This is a genomic window from Nostoc sp., assembly GCF_036916975.1.
Taxonomy (GTDB): Bacteria; Cyanobacteriota; Cyanobacteriia; order Cyanobacteriales; family Nostocaceae; genus Nostoc.
Window position 1 is genome coordinate 23,165 of sequence record NZ_JBALFF010000093.1, and the last position, 16,247, is coordinate 39,411.

The following is a 16,247-nucleotide window of genomic DNA, read 5'->3' on the forward strand; positions in this document are numbered from 1 at the left end:
AACCTGTGGAAAACTGCGAAAATCCCTGTGGAAACCCTGTGGAATGAGTCAGGAAAATAGCCGCCAATGATAAGAATTACAAAAATGTCATCAAGTCATGACATTCAAACTAATGAAATTAGCTTCGCAATCGCAGTTATCATCGTGGCTGCCCTCGATACATCCCCAGATATGGATTTTTGCAATTGGTAGATTTCTATCGGAAGTTGGTACCGGCTGTACGCTGTTTTACGCCCCCATCTTTTTTGTCAATCAAGTTGGTTTATCTGCAACCAGTGTTGGGGTAGCCTTGGGTAGCGCTTCGATTTCCGGCATTGTAGGGCGGATTGTAGGTGGTTCTTTGGCTGATTCTGAACACTGGGGACGCCGCCGCACTTTGTTGCTAGCCACGGCGATTTCCGCAATTGGTTCTCTGGTTTTAGCTGGAACCGATAATTTTACGATTTTGGTAATCGGTAGCTTGATTAGCGGTTTAGGGATAGGTTTTTATTGGCCGGCGGCTGAAGCGGTTGTTGCTGACGCCAGCCAGATTGACAATCGCCGCCAAACTTTTGCGATCGCTCGCCTAGCTGATAATCTTGGGTTAGCGATCGGAATTATGCTAGCTGGGTTTTTGATCGCCGTAATTGGGAGTTATCGCTGGCTATTTGTCATTGATGCAATCTCTTTTATGGTATTTTTTGGGGTTGTCTATGTGGGAATTAGTGAAACTGAACAACAGCAAATAGGGGAATCTGAAAAGATAGAACTTTTTGCTTCTTGGATGACAGTATTAAGAGATCGGCGTTTCCTAGTTTACATAGCAGTTAATATATTTTTTACAATCTATATTTCTCAAATCCACAGCACTCTGCCGCTTTACTTCAAAAACTTTGTTATAAAAAGTACTAGCGAAGGATTTGCTCAAACTACGATTAGTGTTCTATTTGCTTGGCATCTGGTGTTCGCTATCATCTGTCAGTTGCCTGTAACTAGCATCTTAAAACGCTGCTCACACTCACTCGCGCTTAGTGTTTCCGCTATTTTATGGGCAATTGGTTTTGGGCTGATTTGGGTAAGCGGCACTGCCCCATCTCATAATCTGGTTTGGGTAATATTAGCATTAGGAGTATTTGCGGTGGCGATTGTCTCCTATACCCCATCTGCTGCTTCTTTAGTGACTGAGTTAGCCCCAGAAAATCAACGCGGCGTTTATTTTTCCATTAACGCTTTGTGCTGGGCTGTTGGCTCATTTATTGGTCATCCCTTGGGTGGATGGGCATTAGATCAACCAGAAATTATTACCAATAGTTACTGGCTATATTTTATCTTGAGTGTAGCGATCGCTCTGGCAATTTTAGAATACCTGAATCGAATTTTAGCTGAGTAGGGACACACATCTGTGGGCTTATTCTCTCTATTGGCGACGTTCTTGTAACTTACGATACACAGATTTTAAATCAACTTGATGGTGAGCTAAGGCAACCAAAGTATGATATAGCAAATCAGCCACTTCACCTGCGATCGCATCTGCTTCATCATCCTTAAAGGCCATTACCACCTCGGCGGTTTCCTCACCAATCTTTTTCAAAATTTTGTTATCGCCACCTGCGAATAGTTTACAGGTGTAAGAGCTTTCTGTCGGATTATCGCGGCGATCGCATATTATTTCAAACAATTGTGACAATGTATCCCCTGGTGGCGGGGCAATTTTCCCTTCTATTTGGTGAAAGCAGCTACGTTCTCCAGTATGGCAGGCAATATCTCCTAATTGCTCTACCCCGATGAGCAGCGCATCACTATCACAGTCATAACGGATACTCTGCACTTTTTGGATATGTCCAGAAGTCGCTCCCTTGTGCCACAACTGTTGCCGGGAACGGCTCCAAAACCAAGTTTCTTCAGTTTCTAAAGTTTTTTGTAACGACTCCTGATTCATCCACGCCATCATCAGGACAGTACCATCCAAATAATCTTGGACAATTGCAGGCACTAGACCCCGTTCATCGTAGCGAATTTCCTCAACAGGGATAGCGTCATGCAGAGAGTGCGAATCGTTAGAAGACATACCAGCTAGTTTGCTCTAATGAGAATAATTCATGGATTCACGATACCATTCTCAAGAGGGCAACTGGCATATTTTTTTGAATTGAACTATTTTATCTAGCTCACCATACCAATGAATTGCCGAATTAAAAGCTGCTCGGTAAAGATCCTGGTATGCTTCAGATAATCGAGTTTGAATATCTAGAGGCAAGTCTTTATTCGACTTCCATAACATATTGTTATTTTTTTTTGGTTCAGCTATTTATATAGGATAGAAATTCTAAGTAGTTTTTGACCCTATTCTAAGATATAGCTTTTTATTGCCCACTATTTAGGAGAGAACCTTGGTAAATACCACAATTAAAACAACGAAATCACAAGAAGTTTTCGCTGCTGCTCAAAACCTGATGCCCGGAGGAGTCAGTTCTCCGGTTCGGGCCTTTAAGTCTGTGGGCGGACAACCCATCGTTTTTGATCGTGTTAAAGGGGCATATATTTGGGATGTAGATGGCAACCAATATATAGACTATGTAGGCACTTGGGGGCCAGCTATTTGCGGTCATGCTCATCCAGAAGTAATTGCAGCCTTACATGAAGCTTTAGAAAAAGGTACCAGTTTCGGCGCTCCCTCAGTCCTAGAAAATGTTTTGGCAGAAATGGTTATCGATGCCGTTCCTAGCATCGAAATGGTCAGATTTGTCAACTCTGGAACTGAAGCCTGTATGGGAGTTTTGCGGCTGATGCGGGCTTTCACAAAACGAGATAAAATCATCAAGTTTGAAGGCTGCTACCACGGACACGCCGATACCTTTCTCGTCAAGGCGGGTTCTGGTGTGGCCACACTTGGCTTGCCAGACTCACCAGGAGTACCGAAAGCGGCAACTAGCACCACTCTAACCGCACCTTTTAACGACTTAGAGTCAGTCAAAGCCTTATTTGAAGAAAACCGCGACGAGATTGCTGGTGTAATTCTTGAGCCAGTTGTCGGCAATGCTGGATTTATTGCACCTGATGCCGGCTTTTTAGAAGGATTACGAGAACTGACTCACGAGCATGGAGCGTTATTGGTTTTTGACGAAGTGATGACAGGCTTTCGGATTGCTTACGGTGGCGCTCAAGAAAAATTTGGTGTGACTCCCGACTTAACAACCTTGGGTAAGGTGATTGGTGGTGGCTTGCCAGTAGGAGCTTATGGCGGTCGCCGAGATATTATGTCAATGGTTGCCCCCGCAGGGCCTGTATATCAAGCTGGGACACTTTCTGGTAATCCTTTGGCGATGACTGCTGGTATTAAGACTTTAGAATTGCTGCAAAAGCCAGGTACTTACGAGTATCTTGACCGGATTACTAAGAAGCTAGCAGATGGTTTGCTGCAAATTGCCAAAGAAACTGGTCATGGGGTATGCGGTGGTCAAATCAGCGCCATGTTTGGCTTATTCTTTACCTCTGGCCCAGTTCATAACTACGAAGATGCCAAAAAGTCTGATACAGCCAAATTCGGACGCTTCCATCGGGGGATGTTAGAGCGTGGTGTTTACTTAGCACCCTCTCAATTTGAAGCTGGGTTTACGTCTTTTGCTCACACTGAAGAAGATATTGAGAAGACTTTAGCAGTTGCACGAGATGTAATGTCTAGCCTATAACCTGTTAAGGGATTTCCAAATCAAAAAGTATCCTTTACCTTTTGTGGGATGGGCAAAATGCCCATCCCACTGGCTGATTTATTTGCAAAAATACTCAATTTTGTGCAATCGGCATCAAAGAAACTTTTTAATAAGTTTGCCCTGTGCCGTCATCATTCAAGGAAGGTCATATCTTCGTCATAATTTCGCAATGGCTTCGTCAAGAGAATATGCAATATTTAACCTACATTAAGGGGTGGCTGCTTGCGCTATAAATAGCAAATATGCCATCATTTTCTGGGCATCTGACTCTGTATACTACTCGCGTCCTGCTGTACCAAAATTAATAGTGTGTTCAGGAAGGCCAAACTAGCTGGTGTTGTGCTGATGCATGATGGTAGTGGGAATAGCTCAACTTCAAGATCAAGTTTACTACTCGTGTAAATCATGAATAAAATTATCATGGCTTTGCTTTGTGGCTCAAGCTTTTTGGCTTTAATATTACTAACTGTCAATCCAGCTTTTGCTAAAAAGCTTTCTCCCCAAGATTTAGCCAATCCTACCTTAGCACCCACTGACGCACAGGCTGTTTCTGCACCCGTTTCACAAGAATATCCCCAAAACCCATCAATACGTTCTAATGAAATTAAACAGCTTGCCATGCAGATGTTTGGCTGTGCCTGCGCCAGTTGTCAAGCTAGGGCAAGTCAGATGATACTACAAGGTAGTCTGCCTGTACCTCAGTGATTTATCACAGTTGTTACAAAAAAAGCTGTCCAAAATTAACATCTGAACGGGATTTTTCTTATTAATACTTAATGCCAATGTAACGAAAAGTAAAATTTCTGTATTTGGCTCGTAGTTGCGCTTTAGCGCTAAAGCGCAACTACAAACCAGTGATGATTATTTGCGCCGACTTACTTAGTAGTCTGTCAGCTTTGAATTGAGGGGTAAACAAGTTCGTAGTCAGAACTTTAGTCCTAAATTTTTAAGGACGCTTTGTGCTTACTACGAACCCTCAAGACTAGCTTGACAGACTACTAGTCTGTTACAGATTGTACCTAAAAACTACAAGTCAGGAGGCAAAATCACCTGATCAATTGCATGGATTACACCGTTAGTGGCTGTCATATCTGCCTGTGTTACTTTAGCTTCATTGACAGTTACACCGGTCGTAGGATCAACTTTAACGTTGATTGCGCCACCTTCAAGGCTTTTAACTTCACCAGACTTCAAATCGGTGGACAATATCTTACCAGGTACTACATGGTAAGTTAAAATCTTGATCAATACTTCTTTGTTGGCTGGTTTTAACAATTCTTGCAAAGCATCTTGTGGCAATTTAGCAAAAGCTGCATCAGTAGGTGCAAAAATGGTTAAGTTATCTTTGCCTTGCAAAGCTCCAGTCAATCCTGCTGCTTTCAAAGCGCTAGTTAAGGTTTTAAAAGAAGGGTTTGACTCTGCCAACCCTAATAAGTTTTTACCTTGATTGTCGCTTGGCCCTGGTGGAGTTGTAGTAGGTGTGTTGGAGGGTTCAGTTCCTGGGGTAAGAGGGGTAGTACCTGGGGGGCGGGGTGTAACTGGAACTTCAGTAGGTGTAACACTACCACCACCACCACGGTTATAGGGCGGCTCGTTGAAAATACTTGGTTTGGGATTTGTTACACTACCTTTCTGCGCTACTTGTTTGGGTTTGGTATTGCCCTTTTCTATTTCTGAAGCAGCTTCAACAGGTGTGTATTGAGTATTTACTTGAAGACGTTGACCCTTGTTATAGGGGGCTTCGTTAAAAATACTGGGGTTAGGATTTAGTGTCTGTTTAGCTTCAGATGGTAAAGTAATAATCAGGCTTAAACTACTAAATCCTGCTATGCCTGCCAACGCGATCAGCAATTTGCTGTAATTTGTCTTCATAAATTTTGTTTGTTTTTGTCCACACATTACATAAAGATTTATAACATTTTGCTATACACAAAATCTAACTTAAGAGGGAAGTAAAATTTTTTCCCAGAAGATTTTGTGCTGGTCAGGTAAAATATTGAACGTCGGCTTAGGCTGGCAATTATGAAATATATTTAGCACATATTTTCTGTAATGAGTATATTTTTTTCTGACGCCAGAACAGTTAAAAAGCCTCATTTGCTGTAACGTCAACTCTCAAAACGTCTGAAAAACTTTACATCTACAAGGTATGAGTTACAATAAGCTGTGAAAAATATTTTATTTGTTAATAAGTAAATTTATATACCACACTCTATGTAAATAAATAAAGGATTAAAAAATACTGAATCCGATAATAAGTAGGTAGACGTAATTAAACATAAGAAAAAACCTCACCCTCAATCCCTCTCCAAAGTATCGGAGAGGGAAGCCGGAGGCAGGGTGAGGTTTTATATTTAATTTGACCCACTTACTTAAATAAGGCGATATCTTTGAATTAACCATTAATTATTTCAGCAAAAGCACAGAAATTAATTACGTAGATATCTTAACTTAGTCTAAACAGTGCCGGAAATTAAAGTAACTGCTGAAGACCTACAATTGAGCGCTTAACTTTATTGATATATGCCAAATTAAATTATTCTTCAATTATTTTATATTTTAATCAGAAAATAATCCTTTTTAAATCGATGATTTTGCTAAAAACCAGGCATAAGTTGAAGCACAATTTCAATTAAATAGACAAAAAGCAAATAATGTAAAGAAAAATTACTTTAACTAAAGATACAATTGTACAGTTAAGAAGTTGACCAGTTATAAGGTATACAACATGTTGGAATTATACCAATGGGAACTATCTCAATACTCAGAGAAAGTGCGCCTAATTCTAGATTTTAAAGGACTAGATTACCGCAAAATAGAGGTTACGCCTGGGATTGGACAAGTAGAACTGTTCCGGCTGACTGGTCAGAAACAAGTTCCGGTATTAAAGGATCGTAATAGATATATTGCGGATTCTACGGAAATAGCTAAGTATTTAGACTTAGAGTATCCCGATCGCCCAATAATACCGCAAGATCCCAAAAAACGGGGTTTAACTTTATTAATCGAAGAATGGGCGGATGAGTCCATAGGCATCAAAGGTCGCAAAGCACTATTTGCAGCCATAAGTCAAGACCAAAATTTCCGCAAGTCTTTATTACCCACCTCAACACCAGATATATTTAAAAGTCTGGTTGAAGGAGTACCGACTGACTTACTGACAGTGCTGGGTTCTGGCGTAGGTTACAGCCCAGATATGATCAAGTCAGCGATCGCATCTTTAAAACAAGACTTGGAAGCGGTAACGTTATTATTGGCAGATAGTCCTTATTTAACTGGAGATGAACCAACTTTAGCTGACTTGGCAGTAGCTGGGTTATCGATATTGCTCAAGTTCCCCTCTGGACCCTATCTGGATTTACCAGCTTCTATTAGAGGTAAAGGATTACCAATCTTTTCAGAGAATATAAATTATGAACCATTCTTTACCTGGCGCGATCGCCTTTACACCCAATTCCGCAAACCATTAATCACTACCACTCCACCAACAGGAAGTGCGCCAACTGCGATTCAGATTGACTAGGTAATTGGGGATTGGGGATTGGTGACTGGGAGATAATAACTCAAGACAAATGACCAATGACCAATGACAAATGACAAATGACTAATCAGATAAATTCGGCACAGCCATTAGGTTCGGTCATTCAAGGTTCTCTAACTGAAGGCTTAGAAGTACGATTGCATCCTGACATTTCTGTGGAAGATATGCGGGTGGGTAAGTTTCTTGTTGTGCAAGGGATGCGATCGCGCTTTTTTTGTATGCTGACAGATGTAGCATTAGGGGCTGCTAATGCCCGAATTATTGCAAGTCCCCCTAGTTGGGAAGACACTTTTTTACGAGATGTTTTAGCCGGAAGTGGTACTTATGGTACTATCAACCTCGCGCCGATGTTGATGTTCACTCCCGAATCGGAAGAATCTTTCTCCCCAACAAATGGCAAATCAGCAAATCCCTTTCTGCCATCAGTGACGGGTTTGGCTTCATTTGTGCCACAAAGCAGTAGTACAATGGAATTGTTGCCTGTTAAAACTATTCCTAGCCACTTTAGCCAAGTTTACGATGCCAGTGTTGACGATTTTCGCCGGGTATTTGGTTGGGAAGATGACCCCCAAAGGCGTAATTTTTCTATCGGTAAACCTTTGGATATGGATGTGCCAGTTTGCATCGATTTAAATCGCTTCGTAGAACGAAGTAATGGGGTTTTTGGGAAATCTGGTACTGGTAAATCCTTTCTAACACGGTTACTTTTAGCTGGCGTTATCCGTAAAAATGCGGCGGTAAATTTGATTTTTGATATGCACTCTGAGTATGGCTGGGAAGCCGTTGCAGAAGGGAAGAATGTAAGTACAGTTAAAGGTTTAAAACAACTTTTTCCCAGCAAAGTAGAAGTTTACACCCTCGACCCGGAATCGACAAAGCGCCGGGGTGTGCGTGATGCTCAAGAACTCTATTTGAGTTATGAGCAAATTGAAGTTGAAGATATTAAGTTATGTGGTCGAGATTTAGGACTTTCTGACGCAGCCTTAGATAACGCTAATATTTTGTTTAATGAGTTTGGTAGGTCTTGGATTGTCCAGCTGTTAAATATGACTGGTGAGGACATTAAGATGTTCTGTGAGGAAAAGCCGGGACACCCAGGTTCAATTAACTCTTTACAGCGCAAACTGATGCGTATGGATAATTTGAAGTATATGCGTGCGGTTTGTCCCCAGAATTACATTGATAAAATTGTGCAATGTCTGGAAGCTGGGAAGAATGTTGTGATAGAATTTGGTTCCCAGTCTAATATGCTCTCTTATATGTTGGTGACGAATATGATCACCCGACGTATTCATCAGCATTATGTCAAAAAAGCAGATAAATTCCTGCAAAGCAAAAATCCCAACGATCGCCCCACGCCATTGATGATTACCATTGAAGAGGCGCACCGTTTCCTTGACCCGGCTATTGTACAAAGCACTATCTTTGGGACTATCGCCCGTGAACTGCGAAAGTATTTCGTCACACTTTTGGTAGTTGATCAACGTCCATCGGGTATTGATAATGAAGTCATGTCCCAGATTGGGACTCGGATTACCGCTTTGCTTAATGATGAAAAAGACATTGACGCGATTTTTACAGGTGTATCTGGTGGTGGCGGACTGCGATCGGTATTGGCAAAGTTAGACTCTAAGCAACAAGCTTTAATTTTGGGTCATGCTGTTCCTATGCCAGTAGTAGTACGTACCCGTCCTTATGATGCAACTTTTTACGAAGAAATTGGAGAGCCAGCTTGGGAAGAAAAACCAGACGCAGAAGTATTCGCTGCTGCTGAACTAGCCAAAGCTGACCTTGGGTTCTAGATAGTCATTTGTCATTTGTTATTTTCCCAATTCTCAATGCCCCATGCCCAATTCGTAACATCCCTCCATTCTCACGGGAAATTAAGTTCGGTTATCTGGCTAGTTTTGGGCAACAGAAGAGGGGTTTTTCGCGTCACTATAGATATAGTAAGTAATTTCAAGGAAGTTTAATTTTTTTTGGCAAATCGGCAATTTTGAATTATAATTAGAGATTTTGTCGAAAAATACTTTACTATTTGCCTGATTTATCTTACTATAAAGAGTAAGTGGAACTCATACCGACTTCAGATTTACAGTTACTATTCGTAACTGCCTAGAAAAATTCTCAAAAACAATCAGTGTGCTTAATATAGAGATTGAAAATTTAAGAGATTGAAAATTTAGGGAAGGTAGGGGAACCTATCATTGGGAGTTTACGTCTCAAAAACGGCTAGCTAAATTGATAATTACTTTTGATAGCTCTCGATATTTCGTGATAGATGTACTACCTTTATCAATTTATTTTTAGTAAGAAAACATACATTGTGTTTACGGAGTAGAGGATAACGCACCAATGCCTACTGTCAACACCCAAACGGAAAACCTCAATACCAAATTCACGGCTGATATGGTGCGAACCTATCTGCGAGAAATTGGTCGTGTACCACTGCTAACCCGTGAACAAGAGATTGTCTATGGAAAGCAGGTGCAACAAATGATGAAGTTCATCGACGCTAAAGAAGCTTTGGCGAAGAAACTGCACCGCGAACCGAATATGTCAGAGTGGGCTGACCACGTTCAACAATCGGAAACCGAGATCCAACAAACGGTGGCGCAAGGGAAGCGGGCAAAGCAAAAAATGATCGAAGCGAATTTGCGCTTGGTCGTTGCTATTGCTAAAAAGTACCAAAAGCGGAATATGGAGTTTCTGGATTTAATCCAGGAAGGAACACTAGGATTAGAGCGGGGTGTAGAGAAATTTGACCCAATGAGGGGTTACAAGTTCTCAACCTATGCTTACTGGTGGATTCGCCAAGCGATTACTCGGGCGATCGCTCAACAAGGTCGCACCATCCGGTTACCGATCCACATCACCGAAAAACTGAATAAAATCAAAAAAGTGCAGCGTGAATTGGCGCAAACTTTGGGGCGATCGCCTACTCCAGCCGAAATTGCCAAAGAACTAGAAATAGAACCTGCTCAGATCCGCGAGTATCTGAACATGGCGCGTCAACCTGTGTCTTTGGATGTTAAAGTTGGCGATAACCAAGATACTGAGTTGCAAGAAATGCTGGAAGATGACGGACCATCACCAGAGTATTACACCAACCAGGAATTCTTACGCCAAGACTTGAACAATCTGCTAGCAGAACTGACTCCGCAACAGCGACAAGTTTTAGCCCTGCGCTTTGGTTTAGAAGATGGTAACGAAATGTCATTGGCGAAAGTGGGTGAGAGATTGAATCTCAGCCGGGAACGCGTCCGCCAGTTAGAGCATCAAGCTTTGGCTCATCTGCGTCGCCGTCGTGCCAATGTCCAAGAATACGTTGCTAGTTAAAATGAATGAGAGACGCGGCATTTCGCGTCTTTCCACCAACTTGGTGATGCGCCTCCTGAATTCAGGGGGCGATTTTTTTATGTTGATAACCTAATTACGCTAGGTCGAATGCGATATTGGGTAATTTATTTGTTGGAAGTCCCTTAGCGGTTATCGCAATTTAGATGCACTTTTTGATGAGGAGTAACAACACGTTGCAAAATCTAAACCTACTCAAAATTATAAATAGCCTTTAAGCATGATCGCACAATAATTTGAGATTTTTACGGATAGTAATTGTGTTGGGATGATTTACCCCTAAACTAAGTTCAGCAATTTCTAAAGCCTTTTGATACAGTGGTTCTGCTTCCAAGTACCGTTTTTGGGAACGGTAGAGTAACGCTAGGTTGTTGAGGCTAGCGGCGACAGATGGATGTTCTTCACCCAGGAGTTGACGCCTGAGTGCCAAAGCTTGGATGTAAAGGGGTTCGGCTTCGCTGTATCTGCCTTGGGAGTCGTAGAGTGCTGCTAGGTTATTGAGGCTAGAAACGACATCTGGATGTTCTTCACCCAGGAGTTGACGCTTGAGTGCCAAAGCTTGGATGTAAAGGGGTTCGGCTTCGCTGTATCTGCCTTGGGAACGGTAGAGTGCTGCTAGGTTGTTGAGGCTAGTGGCGACATCTGGATGTTCTTCACCCAGCAGTTTACGCTTGAGTGCCAAAGCTTGGATGTAAAGGGGTTCGGCTTCGCTGTATCTGCCTTGGGAACGGTAGAGATACGCTAGGTTGTTGAGGCTAGAGGCGACATCTTCCTCTAACCCTAATTCTTTTTGCAATTCCAGCGCTTTATAAGTATACTTAATTGCTAAATCTAATTCTTGTTGATAGTCCTGGGTTTCACCTCTATCTAATCTCTGTTTGTAAATGTTCGCCAATGTAATATACAAACTTGCTAATTTCGCGTCTTTAATTTCGCTTTGCTGTTCTATTTGCTGAATTAATCTTTGTAAATCTTCAATGGGTAAAAAATAGTCATTATCACTATTAAAATTTTCTAACTCCGTACTTGTTAATGCAAAACGGATCGCCTCAACTTCTCTCGCATAAATCACATTTTTAGTATGGGAAACAAACCGAAATACTCCATTACGCCAACTCCAAAAATCCGGCGCTTTTTTCATTAGATTAATCATCAATTGATGCGTCACCCACAGAACAATCGCAAAGGGAAATTTCCCCAAAGCTTCCCTTGTCCATTGCAAATAACCAAAGAACTTTTCTTGTGCTGATTGTTCTTCCCCCAGCCTAAGAAAAAGCAACTTTTCTGCACCCGTAACAGTTATCACTGCTGGTTGAAACTGTTCTAGACATTCTTCATTTTCTAAGAGTTGTTGAATAGCGGCTTTTAAATTAGGTTCTTGTTCGTCTAATGTAACCCTATAAGTACAAAAATGAGGTTTTAATTCTGTTTCATAGCGGTCAATTATTTTATTCCGAAAATCAGCATTATCACAAACACCAATGAGTAAATTAAATTTACCTGCTCCCGCTTCAATGGAGACAATTAAATCATCAAAAGCATCTTGATTTTTTTCTTCGGGGTTAAGATTTTTATTCTGATTATTCGCTGTCATCAATTAACCCCTCCTCACGCAATAATTCCACAACAATGGGATGAACATCATACCAATTTTGACGATTGCGATATTCAAGCACATAAAGCCCATGTAATAAATCGAGAAATTCTTGTTGTTTCGGGTCTTCTGGCTTGAAATTTTGATAAGTTGTTTGCAAAATTCGATAATCTACACTACCTAAAGGCATCGCAAAATCATTGCGAATATTATTAATTGCTTGGTCTAGAATTTCATCATTAATTATTACTTTATCTTCTGGTTGACGGCGAATTAACCGCAGACAAATCCGACAACATTCATTAGAAATACGAATTAATTCCCGCAACACACCACCACTATTTAAAACTATTTTTTCTGCTGTTGATGATTCCAGTAAATTATTTGAGATTCGTTTAGTCAATATTTCACAAAGAATCTTCAAAGTTTCTGAAAATGGTGTAGCATTTGCTAAATGACTCTCCCCTTTTTTAAATAACTTTAAAACAGGCATCACCACAACTTGGTCATTAGTTTCATTTTCAATAGTTGGTTTGAGTGCTGTTTCCCGCAAAGCCGCAATTGGGATAGTATAAATAATTCTAAATCCAGGCAAACAAAGAGCTTTAATATTATCTTTAAACAGATGATTTACTACTGCCAAATCAAGTTTATCTAAATCATCAAGAATTACTAATATTTGTTTTCTTGTAACCGCTTGAATTGCTGCGGCGATAATATTTAATTGAGCGATTAACTCAGAAATTTTGCGCTCAAATTCTTGTTTAAGTTCGTAACGGATTTTTGAGTCAACTTTTAATTTAAGACTAAATAATTTAAATATATTAAAATCTTTAGAAGCTTCCTGTTCAATATTGGTTTCTTCCGTGCGGACGCGGGTAGCAAACCATTTATCAATCGCCATTTTAGTAGAAGCAGGAATATCAATTTGACGCGCTTCCGCTTCTAACATTAAATTAACAGCAATAGAAAATAGGACATTAATATGATTTACGTCAGACATTTCTATAGTGTCAGCAATAGAAAATAAAACAACAAAATATTTATCTTTTATTCTCCGGCTAAATTCCGCCAACAAAGTAGACTTACCACATCCCCGATGTCCCATGAAAACAACCTTACCATCCGAATTGGGACTATCTTCAATCAGCTGGATCAATTCATCAATAGTATCTTCGCCATACTCTACCCGAAACCGTCGTAAATCATTCTCTTGAATTAAGGGTAACAGTTCCAAATTGCGGTAAGCTTCTTGAAACGACTTGAGTAAATCTTCAGTCATAGAATAGGGTAAATATAATTAACCTGTACCACAGTTAATTATCACCCATTTCCCCACAGATGGAAATCCAAACTGATCGTTCCTGGATAGAGAGATAATTTTATCCAAACCCCTACAACCCATGAAAATTGCAATTTAATTTGGTCACAATATTTACACCATTGTAACCCTTTCTCAATCTGATGCACTTTCACGTCTAGGCGCAGTCTTCCTCGATCTACGGGACTACCTGCAAGTACCAAAATTGCTTTGACTGTAGGACTATTACCCATAATAAAGTAAAAAAGTTATCATCAAAACTCAGTACTCAGCTAAGGGGTAATCCCAATACTGCGTAGGTTTTGAAGATTTGTAGGTTGCGTTGAACATTCGTGTTACCCAACATTTTCAAAGATTTGTTGGGTTTCGTTCCTCAACCCAACCTACATTGGAGTTATTTTTTAGGCAAAACCTATGCAGTATTGGGGGCAGGGCTATTTCATTCTATTTTTACGGCAGTTTTTAGGAATCTTTTTCAGAAAAATAAGAATTTAAACGCGATTTAAGTTGAGAACCGTAGTTTTTGCCCTCACCCTAAATCCCTCTCCCACATCTTTGAGAGGGACTTTGAAAACGTGACATTTTAGAATGAAATAGCCCTGGTATTGGGGGTAATCCTTTTCTATGAAAGCAACAAGGGAGCAATGCCTACGGCGGGTTACGCCTACGGAGAAATTGGCAGCACTTGGGAAGAGATTATAGCAAAGCTTGGGCGACACTTGCTGAAAGACCGATGAAATCAGTATTTTTATCACCAGAAAAATCTCAAAGGCAAGATACCAAAGAATTTAATGTTAACTGAGAAGGTTTAATTTGTGATTAACCTCACCCAATGGCATGAATCTATTGAATGAAGAATAAATACTCTAAGTGATGGTAATCTAAGCTTGTTGAGCTAAATTAAATAAAAAATTTAGTTTTTGACAGTTTTCTTTTTTGGACAATAGTAATATTAAGTTGTAAACAAAGTCTTTGACAATTAAGACTTGGTGATAATTTAAGTAAGTTATAACTAACTTAGTTCGTTTTGTAACAGGAAAAATAGGGTGCTTAACAACCTTCATCAGTTCTTATCTCCCCGTCAATGGGGAATTTCCCTCGCAGGCTTAGGCTTACTTCTCGGTTTGGCCTTTATCGGCAAGCAGACTCAAGTAGTACCGATTACAGATTCTCCATTATCATCGGCTCAGATTCATAAAACCAGCGAAAACTCTCTTTTGTCGCAGCTAAGAAGAGTTCGAGAGGAGAGAAGTCAACTTAATGCTGCTTCTGGAGATAAAGGTTTTTTTGGTCATAACGGAAAAACATTACCTACAACCACAGCGTTGGTTCCAGATTCTCAGGGAGCTACAAAGGACGCAGGAGTTTTACCAAAAGCTGATTTTCCGGTAAAAGATGGGATTTACCTTTATGGTCAATCCCCAAAATCAAACCAACTTGGTCAGGGTTATATCATATTTCAAAAGCAGCAGGATAAGATAACGGGTGCATTGTTTATGCCCCACTCAGAGTTTAATTGTTTTCAGGGTACACTCAACCGATCAGGAGAGTTGGCGATGACGGTTAATAGTTCGTCAAATGAAGCCAGCACTACTGGGTCTAATCAGGTAGCTGCAAGGAATAGACTACCTCAAGTCAGTGAAGATGAGTTAAGCAGTTATCCTTACTCGGTGGCTCTGCAAGACTTTTATCATTTAAGTTCTATCACTGCTAGCGATCGCCGTACATTACAAATGTGTAAGTAATCTTCAATTTAATACTCAATTCCTGGTTGCGCTTTAACACCTTGATCGCGGAAAGGGTGCTTAACTAGCGTCATTTCGGTTACGAGGTCAGCACGCTCTATTATTGCAGCAGGTGCGCCTCTCCCTGTAAGAATAACGTGCTTATCGGCTGGTTTTTGCGCCAAACCCGCTAAAACATCGTCTACTTCTAAGTAAGACATTTTCAGCGCGATATTGATTTCATCTAACAACACCATGTGAAAATCTGGGTTGCGAATATATTCTAATGATTTTTGCCAAGCGGCGCTAGCTTTATCGAGATCGCGATCGCGGTCTTGAGTTTCCCAGGTAAAGCCTTCGCCCATTGCGTGAAATTCTAACTGGTCTTCCCAATTACTGAAAACCCGTTTTTCTGAAGGTTCCCAACTCCCTTTGATAAATTGGACGATCGCTACTTTATACCCGTGACCTAGCGATCGTAACACCATCCCCAAGGCCGCAGTAGTTTTACCTTTACCATTACCAGTATTTACAATAATTAATCCTTTTTCTGGTACAGCTTGTGCTATGCGTTGATCCTGCACTTCTTTGCGTCGCTGCATCTTTTTGCGGTACTGTTCATCAGTCAAAGATGAAGACATTACCTGATCAATCAAGCGCCCAATCTCTTTATCTGGATTTAATTCTTCTGGTGTATCGTTTTTCATCAATTTTGTATGCACATAACTGTTAAAAGTTTCGACAATGAACTGAAATTCAGTTTATTCTCTGATTTTACTCAAATTACATAATTTAATATGTTCAGTAAGATTTTACGGAAAAATATTGATAGCTTGTTAACTTGTTTAACATCATTGGCAGACAACTAAGTAAAACTCTATGATATACAAACTCAGGTTATAATTTGAGTTCAATATTGCTATTTTAAATAAAATAATTAGGTTTAGTAAATCATTTTACTAATATTTGCTTCGGCAGACTGGTTAGTTAGGCTAAAGATTATCATTGAAATGATAATCTT

Annotated in this window: 12 protein-coding genes and 1 pseudogene; 7 read left to right on the forward strand and 6 right to left on the reverse strand. The window is 40.4% G+C overall.

Translation table 11 applies throughout. The features are described 5' to 3' along the window. Window positions 1-112: 112 nt before the first annotated feature. Window positions 113-1,369, forward strand: a complete 1,257-nt coding sequence (locus tag V7K73_RS23210; protein ID WP_334883443.1) for an MDR family MFS transporter — start codon at window positions 113-115, stop codon at window positions 1,367-1,369. A 27-nt stretch (window positions 1,370-1,396) separates the two neighbouring features. Here the strand turns inward: V7K73_RS23210 and hisIE are convergent, their stop codons facing one another. Both hisIE and V7K73_RS23220 read right to left on the reverse strand, forming a co-directional pair. Then, entirely contained in the window at window positions 1,397-2,047 is a 651-nt protein-coding gene (hisIE, locus tag V7K73_RS23215) for a bifunctional phosphoribosyl-AMP cyclohydrolase/phosphoribosyl-ATP diphosphatase HisIE (protein ID WP_334883445.1), read from the reverse strand. A gap of 81 nt (window positions 2,048-2,128) precedes the next feature. Then, window positions 2,129-2,260: pseudogene (locus V7K73_RS23220) on the reverse strand (ChaB family protein); the annotation flags it as partial. 109 nt (window positions 2,261-2,369) lie between these two features. Here V7K73_RS23220 and hemL point away from each other — a divergent pair. Both hemL and V7K73_RS23230 read left to right on the forward strand, forming a co-directional pair. Further along, the gene (gene hemL / locus V7K73_RS23225) at window positions 2,370-3,668 is read left to right on the forward strand and encodes a glutamate-1-semialdehyde 2,1-aminomutase (RefSeq protein WP_334883446.1); all 1,299 of its coding nucleotides are present in this window, start codon (window positions 2,370-2,372) and stop codon (window positions 3,666-3,668) included. A gap of 426 nt (window positions 3,669-4,094) precedes the next feature. After that, entirely contained in the window at window positions 4,095-4,394 is a 300-nt protein-coding gene (locus tag V7K73_RS23230) for a hypothetical protein (RefSeq protein WP_334883448.1), read from the forward strand. Window positions 4,395-4,715: 321 nt separating this feature from the next. On the opposite strand, the gene V7K73_RS23235 is transcribed toward V7K73_RS23230, so the two are convergent. Further along, on the reverse strand, window positions 4,716-5,561 hold the full coding sequence (locus V7K73_RS23235; RefSeq protein WP_334883449.1) for a fasciclin domain-containing protein: 846 nt from the start codon (window positions 5,559-5,561) through the stop codon (window positions 4,716-4,718). A gap of 856 nt (window positions 5,562-6,417) precedes the next feature. On the opposite strand from V7K73_RS23235, the gene V7K73_RS23240 reads away from it, so the two are divergent. The 3 genes from V7K73_RS23240 (at window position 6,418) to V7K73_RS23250 (ending at window position 10,569) form a co-directional block, all read left to right on the forward strand. Next, entirely contained in the window at window positions 6,418-7,212 is a 795-nt protein-coding gene (locus V7K73_RS23240; RefSeq protein ID WP_334883450.1) for a glutathione S-transferase family protein, read from the forward strand. A 77-nt stretch (window positions 7,213-7,289) separates the two neighbouring features. Beyond that, the gene (locus V7K73_RS23245; RefSeq protein WP_334883452.1) at window positions 7,290-9,032 is read left to right on the forward strand and encodes an ATP-binding protein; all 1,743 of its coding nucleotides are present in this window, start codon (window positions 7,290-7,292) and stop codon (window positions 9,030-9,032) included. Window positions 9,033-9,585: 553 nt separating this feature from the next. Continuing rightward, window positions 9,586-10,569, forward strand: a complete 984-nt coding sequence (locus V7K73_RS23250; RefSeq protein ID WP_334883454.1) for an RNA polymerase sigma factor, RpoD/SigA family — start codon at window positions 9,586-9,588, stop codon at window positions 10,567-10,569. A gap of 232 nt (window positions 10,570-10,801) precedes the next feature. Here the strand turns inward: V7K73_RS23250 and V7K73_RS23255 are convergent, their stop codons facing one another. After that, complete coding sequence (locus V7K73_RS23255; RefSeq protein WP_334883456.1) at window positions 10,802-12,181, reverse strand: tetratricopeptide repeat protein; 1,380 nt, start codon at window positions 12,179-12,181, stop codon at window positions 10,802-10,804. Beyond that, the gene (locus V7K73_RS23260; protein ID WP_334883458.1) at window positions 12,168-13,463 is read right to left on the reverse strand and encodes a P-loop NTPase fold protein; all 1,296 of its coding nucleotides are present in this window, start codon (window positions 13,461-13,463) and stop codon (window positions 12,168-12,170) included. The genes V7K73_RS23255 and V7K73_RS23260 overlap by 14 nt, the downstream gene beginning before the upstream one ends. 1,085 nt (window positions 13,464-14,548) lie before the next feature. Here V7K73_RS23260 and V7K73_RS23265 point away from each other — a divergent pair. Further along, window positions 14,549-15,247 carry a hypothetical protein gene (locus V7K73_RS23265; RefSeq protein ID WP_334883460.1) on the forward strand — a complete coding sequence of 233 codons (699 nt, stop codon included), beginning with the start codon at window positions 14,549-14,551 and terminating at the stop codon, window positions 15,245-15,247. A gap of 8 nt (window positions 15,248-15,255) precedes the next feature. On the opposite strand, the gene cobO is transcribed toward V7K73_RS23265, so the two are convergent. Continuing rightward, window positions 15,256-15,933 carry a cob(I)yrinic acid a,c-diamide adenosyltransferase gene (gene cobO, locus V7K73_RS23270; protein ID WP_334883461.1) on the reverse strand — a complete coding sequence of 226 codons (678 nt, stop codon included), beginning with the start codon at window positions 15,931-15,933 and terminating at the stop codon, window positions 15,256-15,258. Window positions 15,934-16,247 lie beyond the last annotated feature (314 nt).

Coding starts and splice junctions, on each gene's coding strand:
- V7K73_RS23210 (WP_334883443.1), top strand. CDS start 113: ATGAAATTAGCTTCGCAATCGCAGTTATCATCGTGGCTGCCCTCGATA.
- hisIE (WP_334883445.1), bottom strand. CDS start 2,047: ATGTCTTCTAACGATTCGCACTCTCTGCATGACGCTATCCCTGTTGAG.
- V7K73_RS23230 (WP_334883448.1), top strand. CDS start 4,095: ATGAATAAAATTATCATGGCTTTGCTTTGTGGCTCAAGCTTTTTGGCT.
- V7K73_RS23235 (WP_334883449.1), bottom strand. CDS start 5,561: ATGAAGACAAATTACAGCAAATTGCTGATCGCGTTGGCAGGCATAGCA.
- V7K73_RS23240 (WP_334883450.1), top strand. CDS start 6,418: ATGTTGGAATTATACCAATGGGAACTATCTCAATACTCAGAGAAAGTG.
- V7K73_RS23245 (WP_334883452.1), top strand. CDS start 7,290: ATGACTAATCAGATAAATTCGGCACAGCCATTAGGTTCGGTCATTCAA.
- V7K73_RS23250 (WP_334883454.1), top strand. CDS start 9,586: ATGCCTACTGTCAACACCCAAACGGAAAACCTCAATACCAAATTCACG.
- V7K73_RS23255 (WP_334883456.1), bottom strand. CDS start 12,181: ATGACAGCGAATAATCAGAATAAAAATCTTAACCCCGAAGAAAAAAAT.
- V7K73_RS23260 (WP_334883458.1), bottom strand. CDS start 13,463: ATGACTGAAGATTTACTCAAGTCGTTTCAAGAAGCTTACCGCAATTTG.
- cobO (WP_334883461.1), bottom strand. CDS start 15,933: ATGAAAAACGATACACCAGAAGAATTAAATCCAGATAAAGAGATTGGG.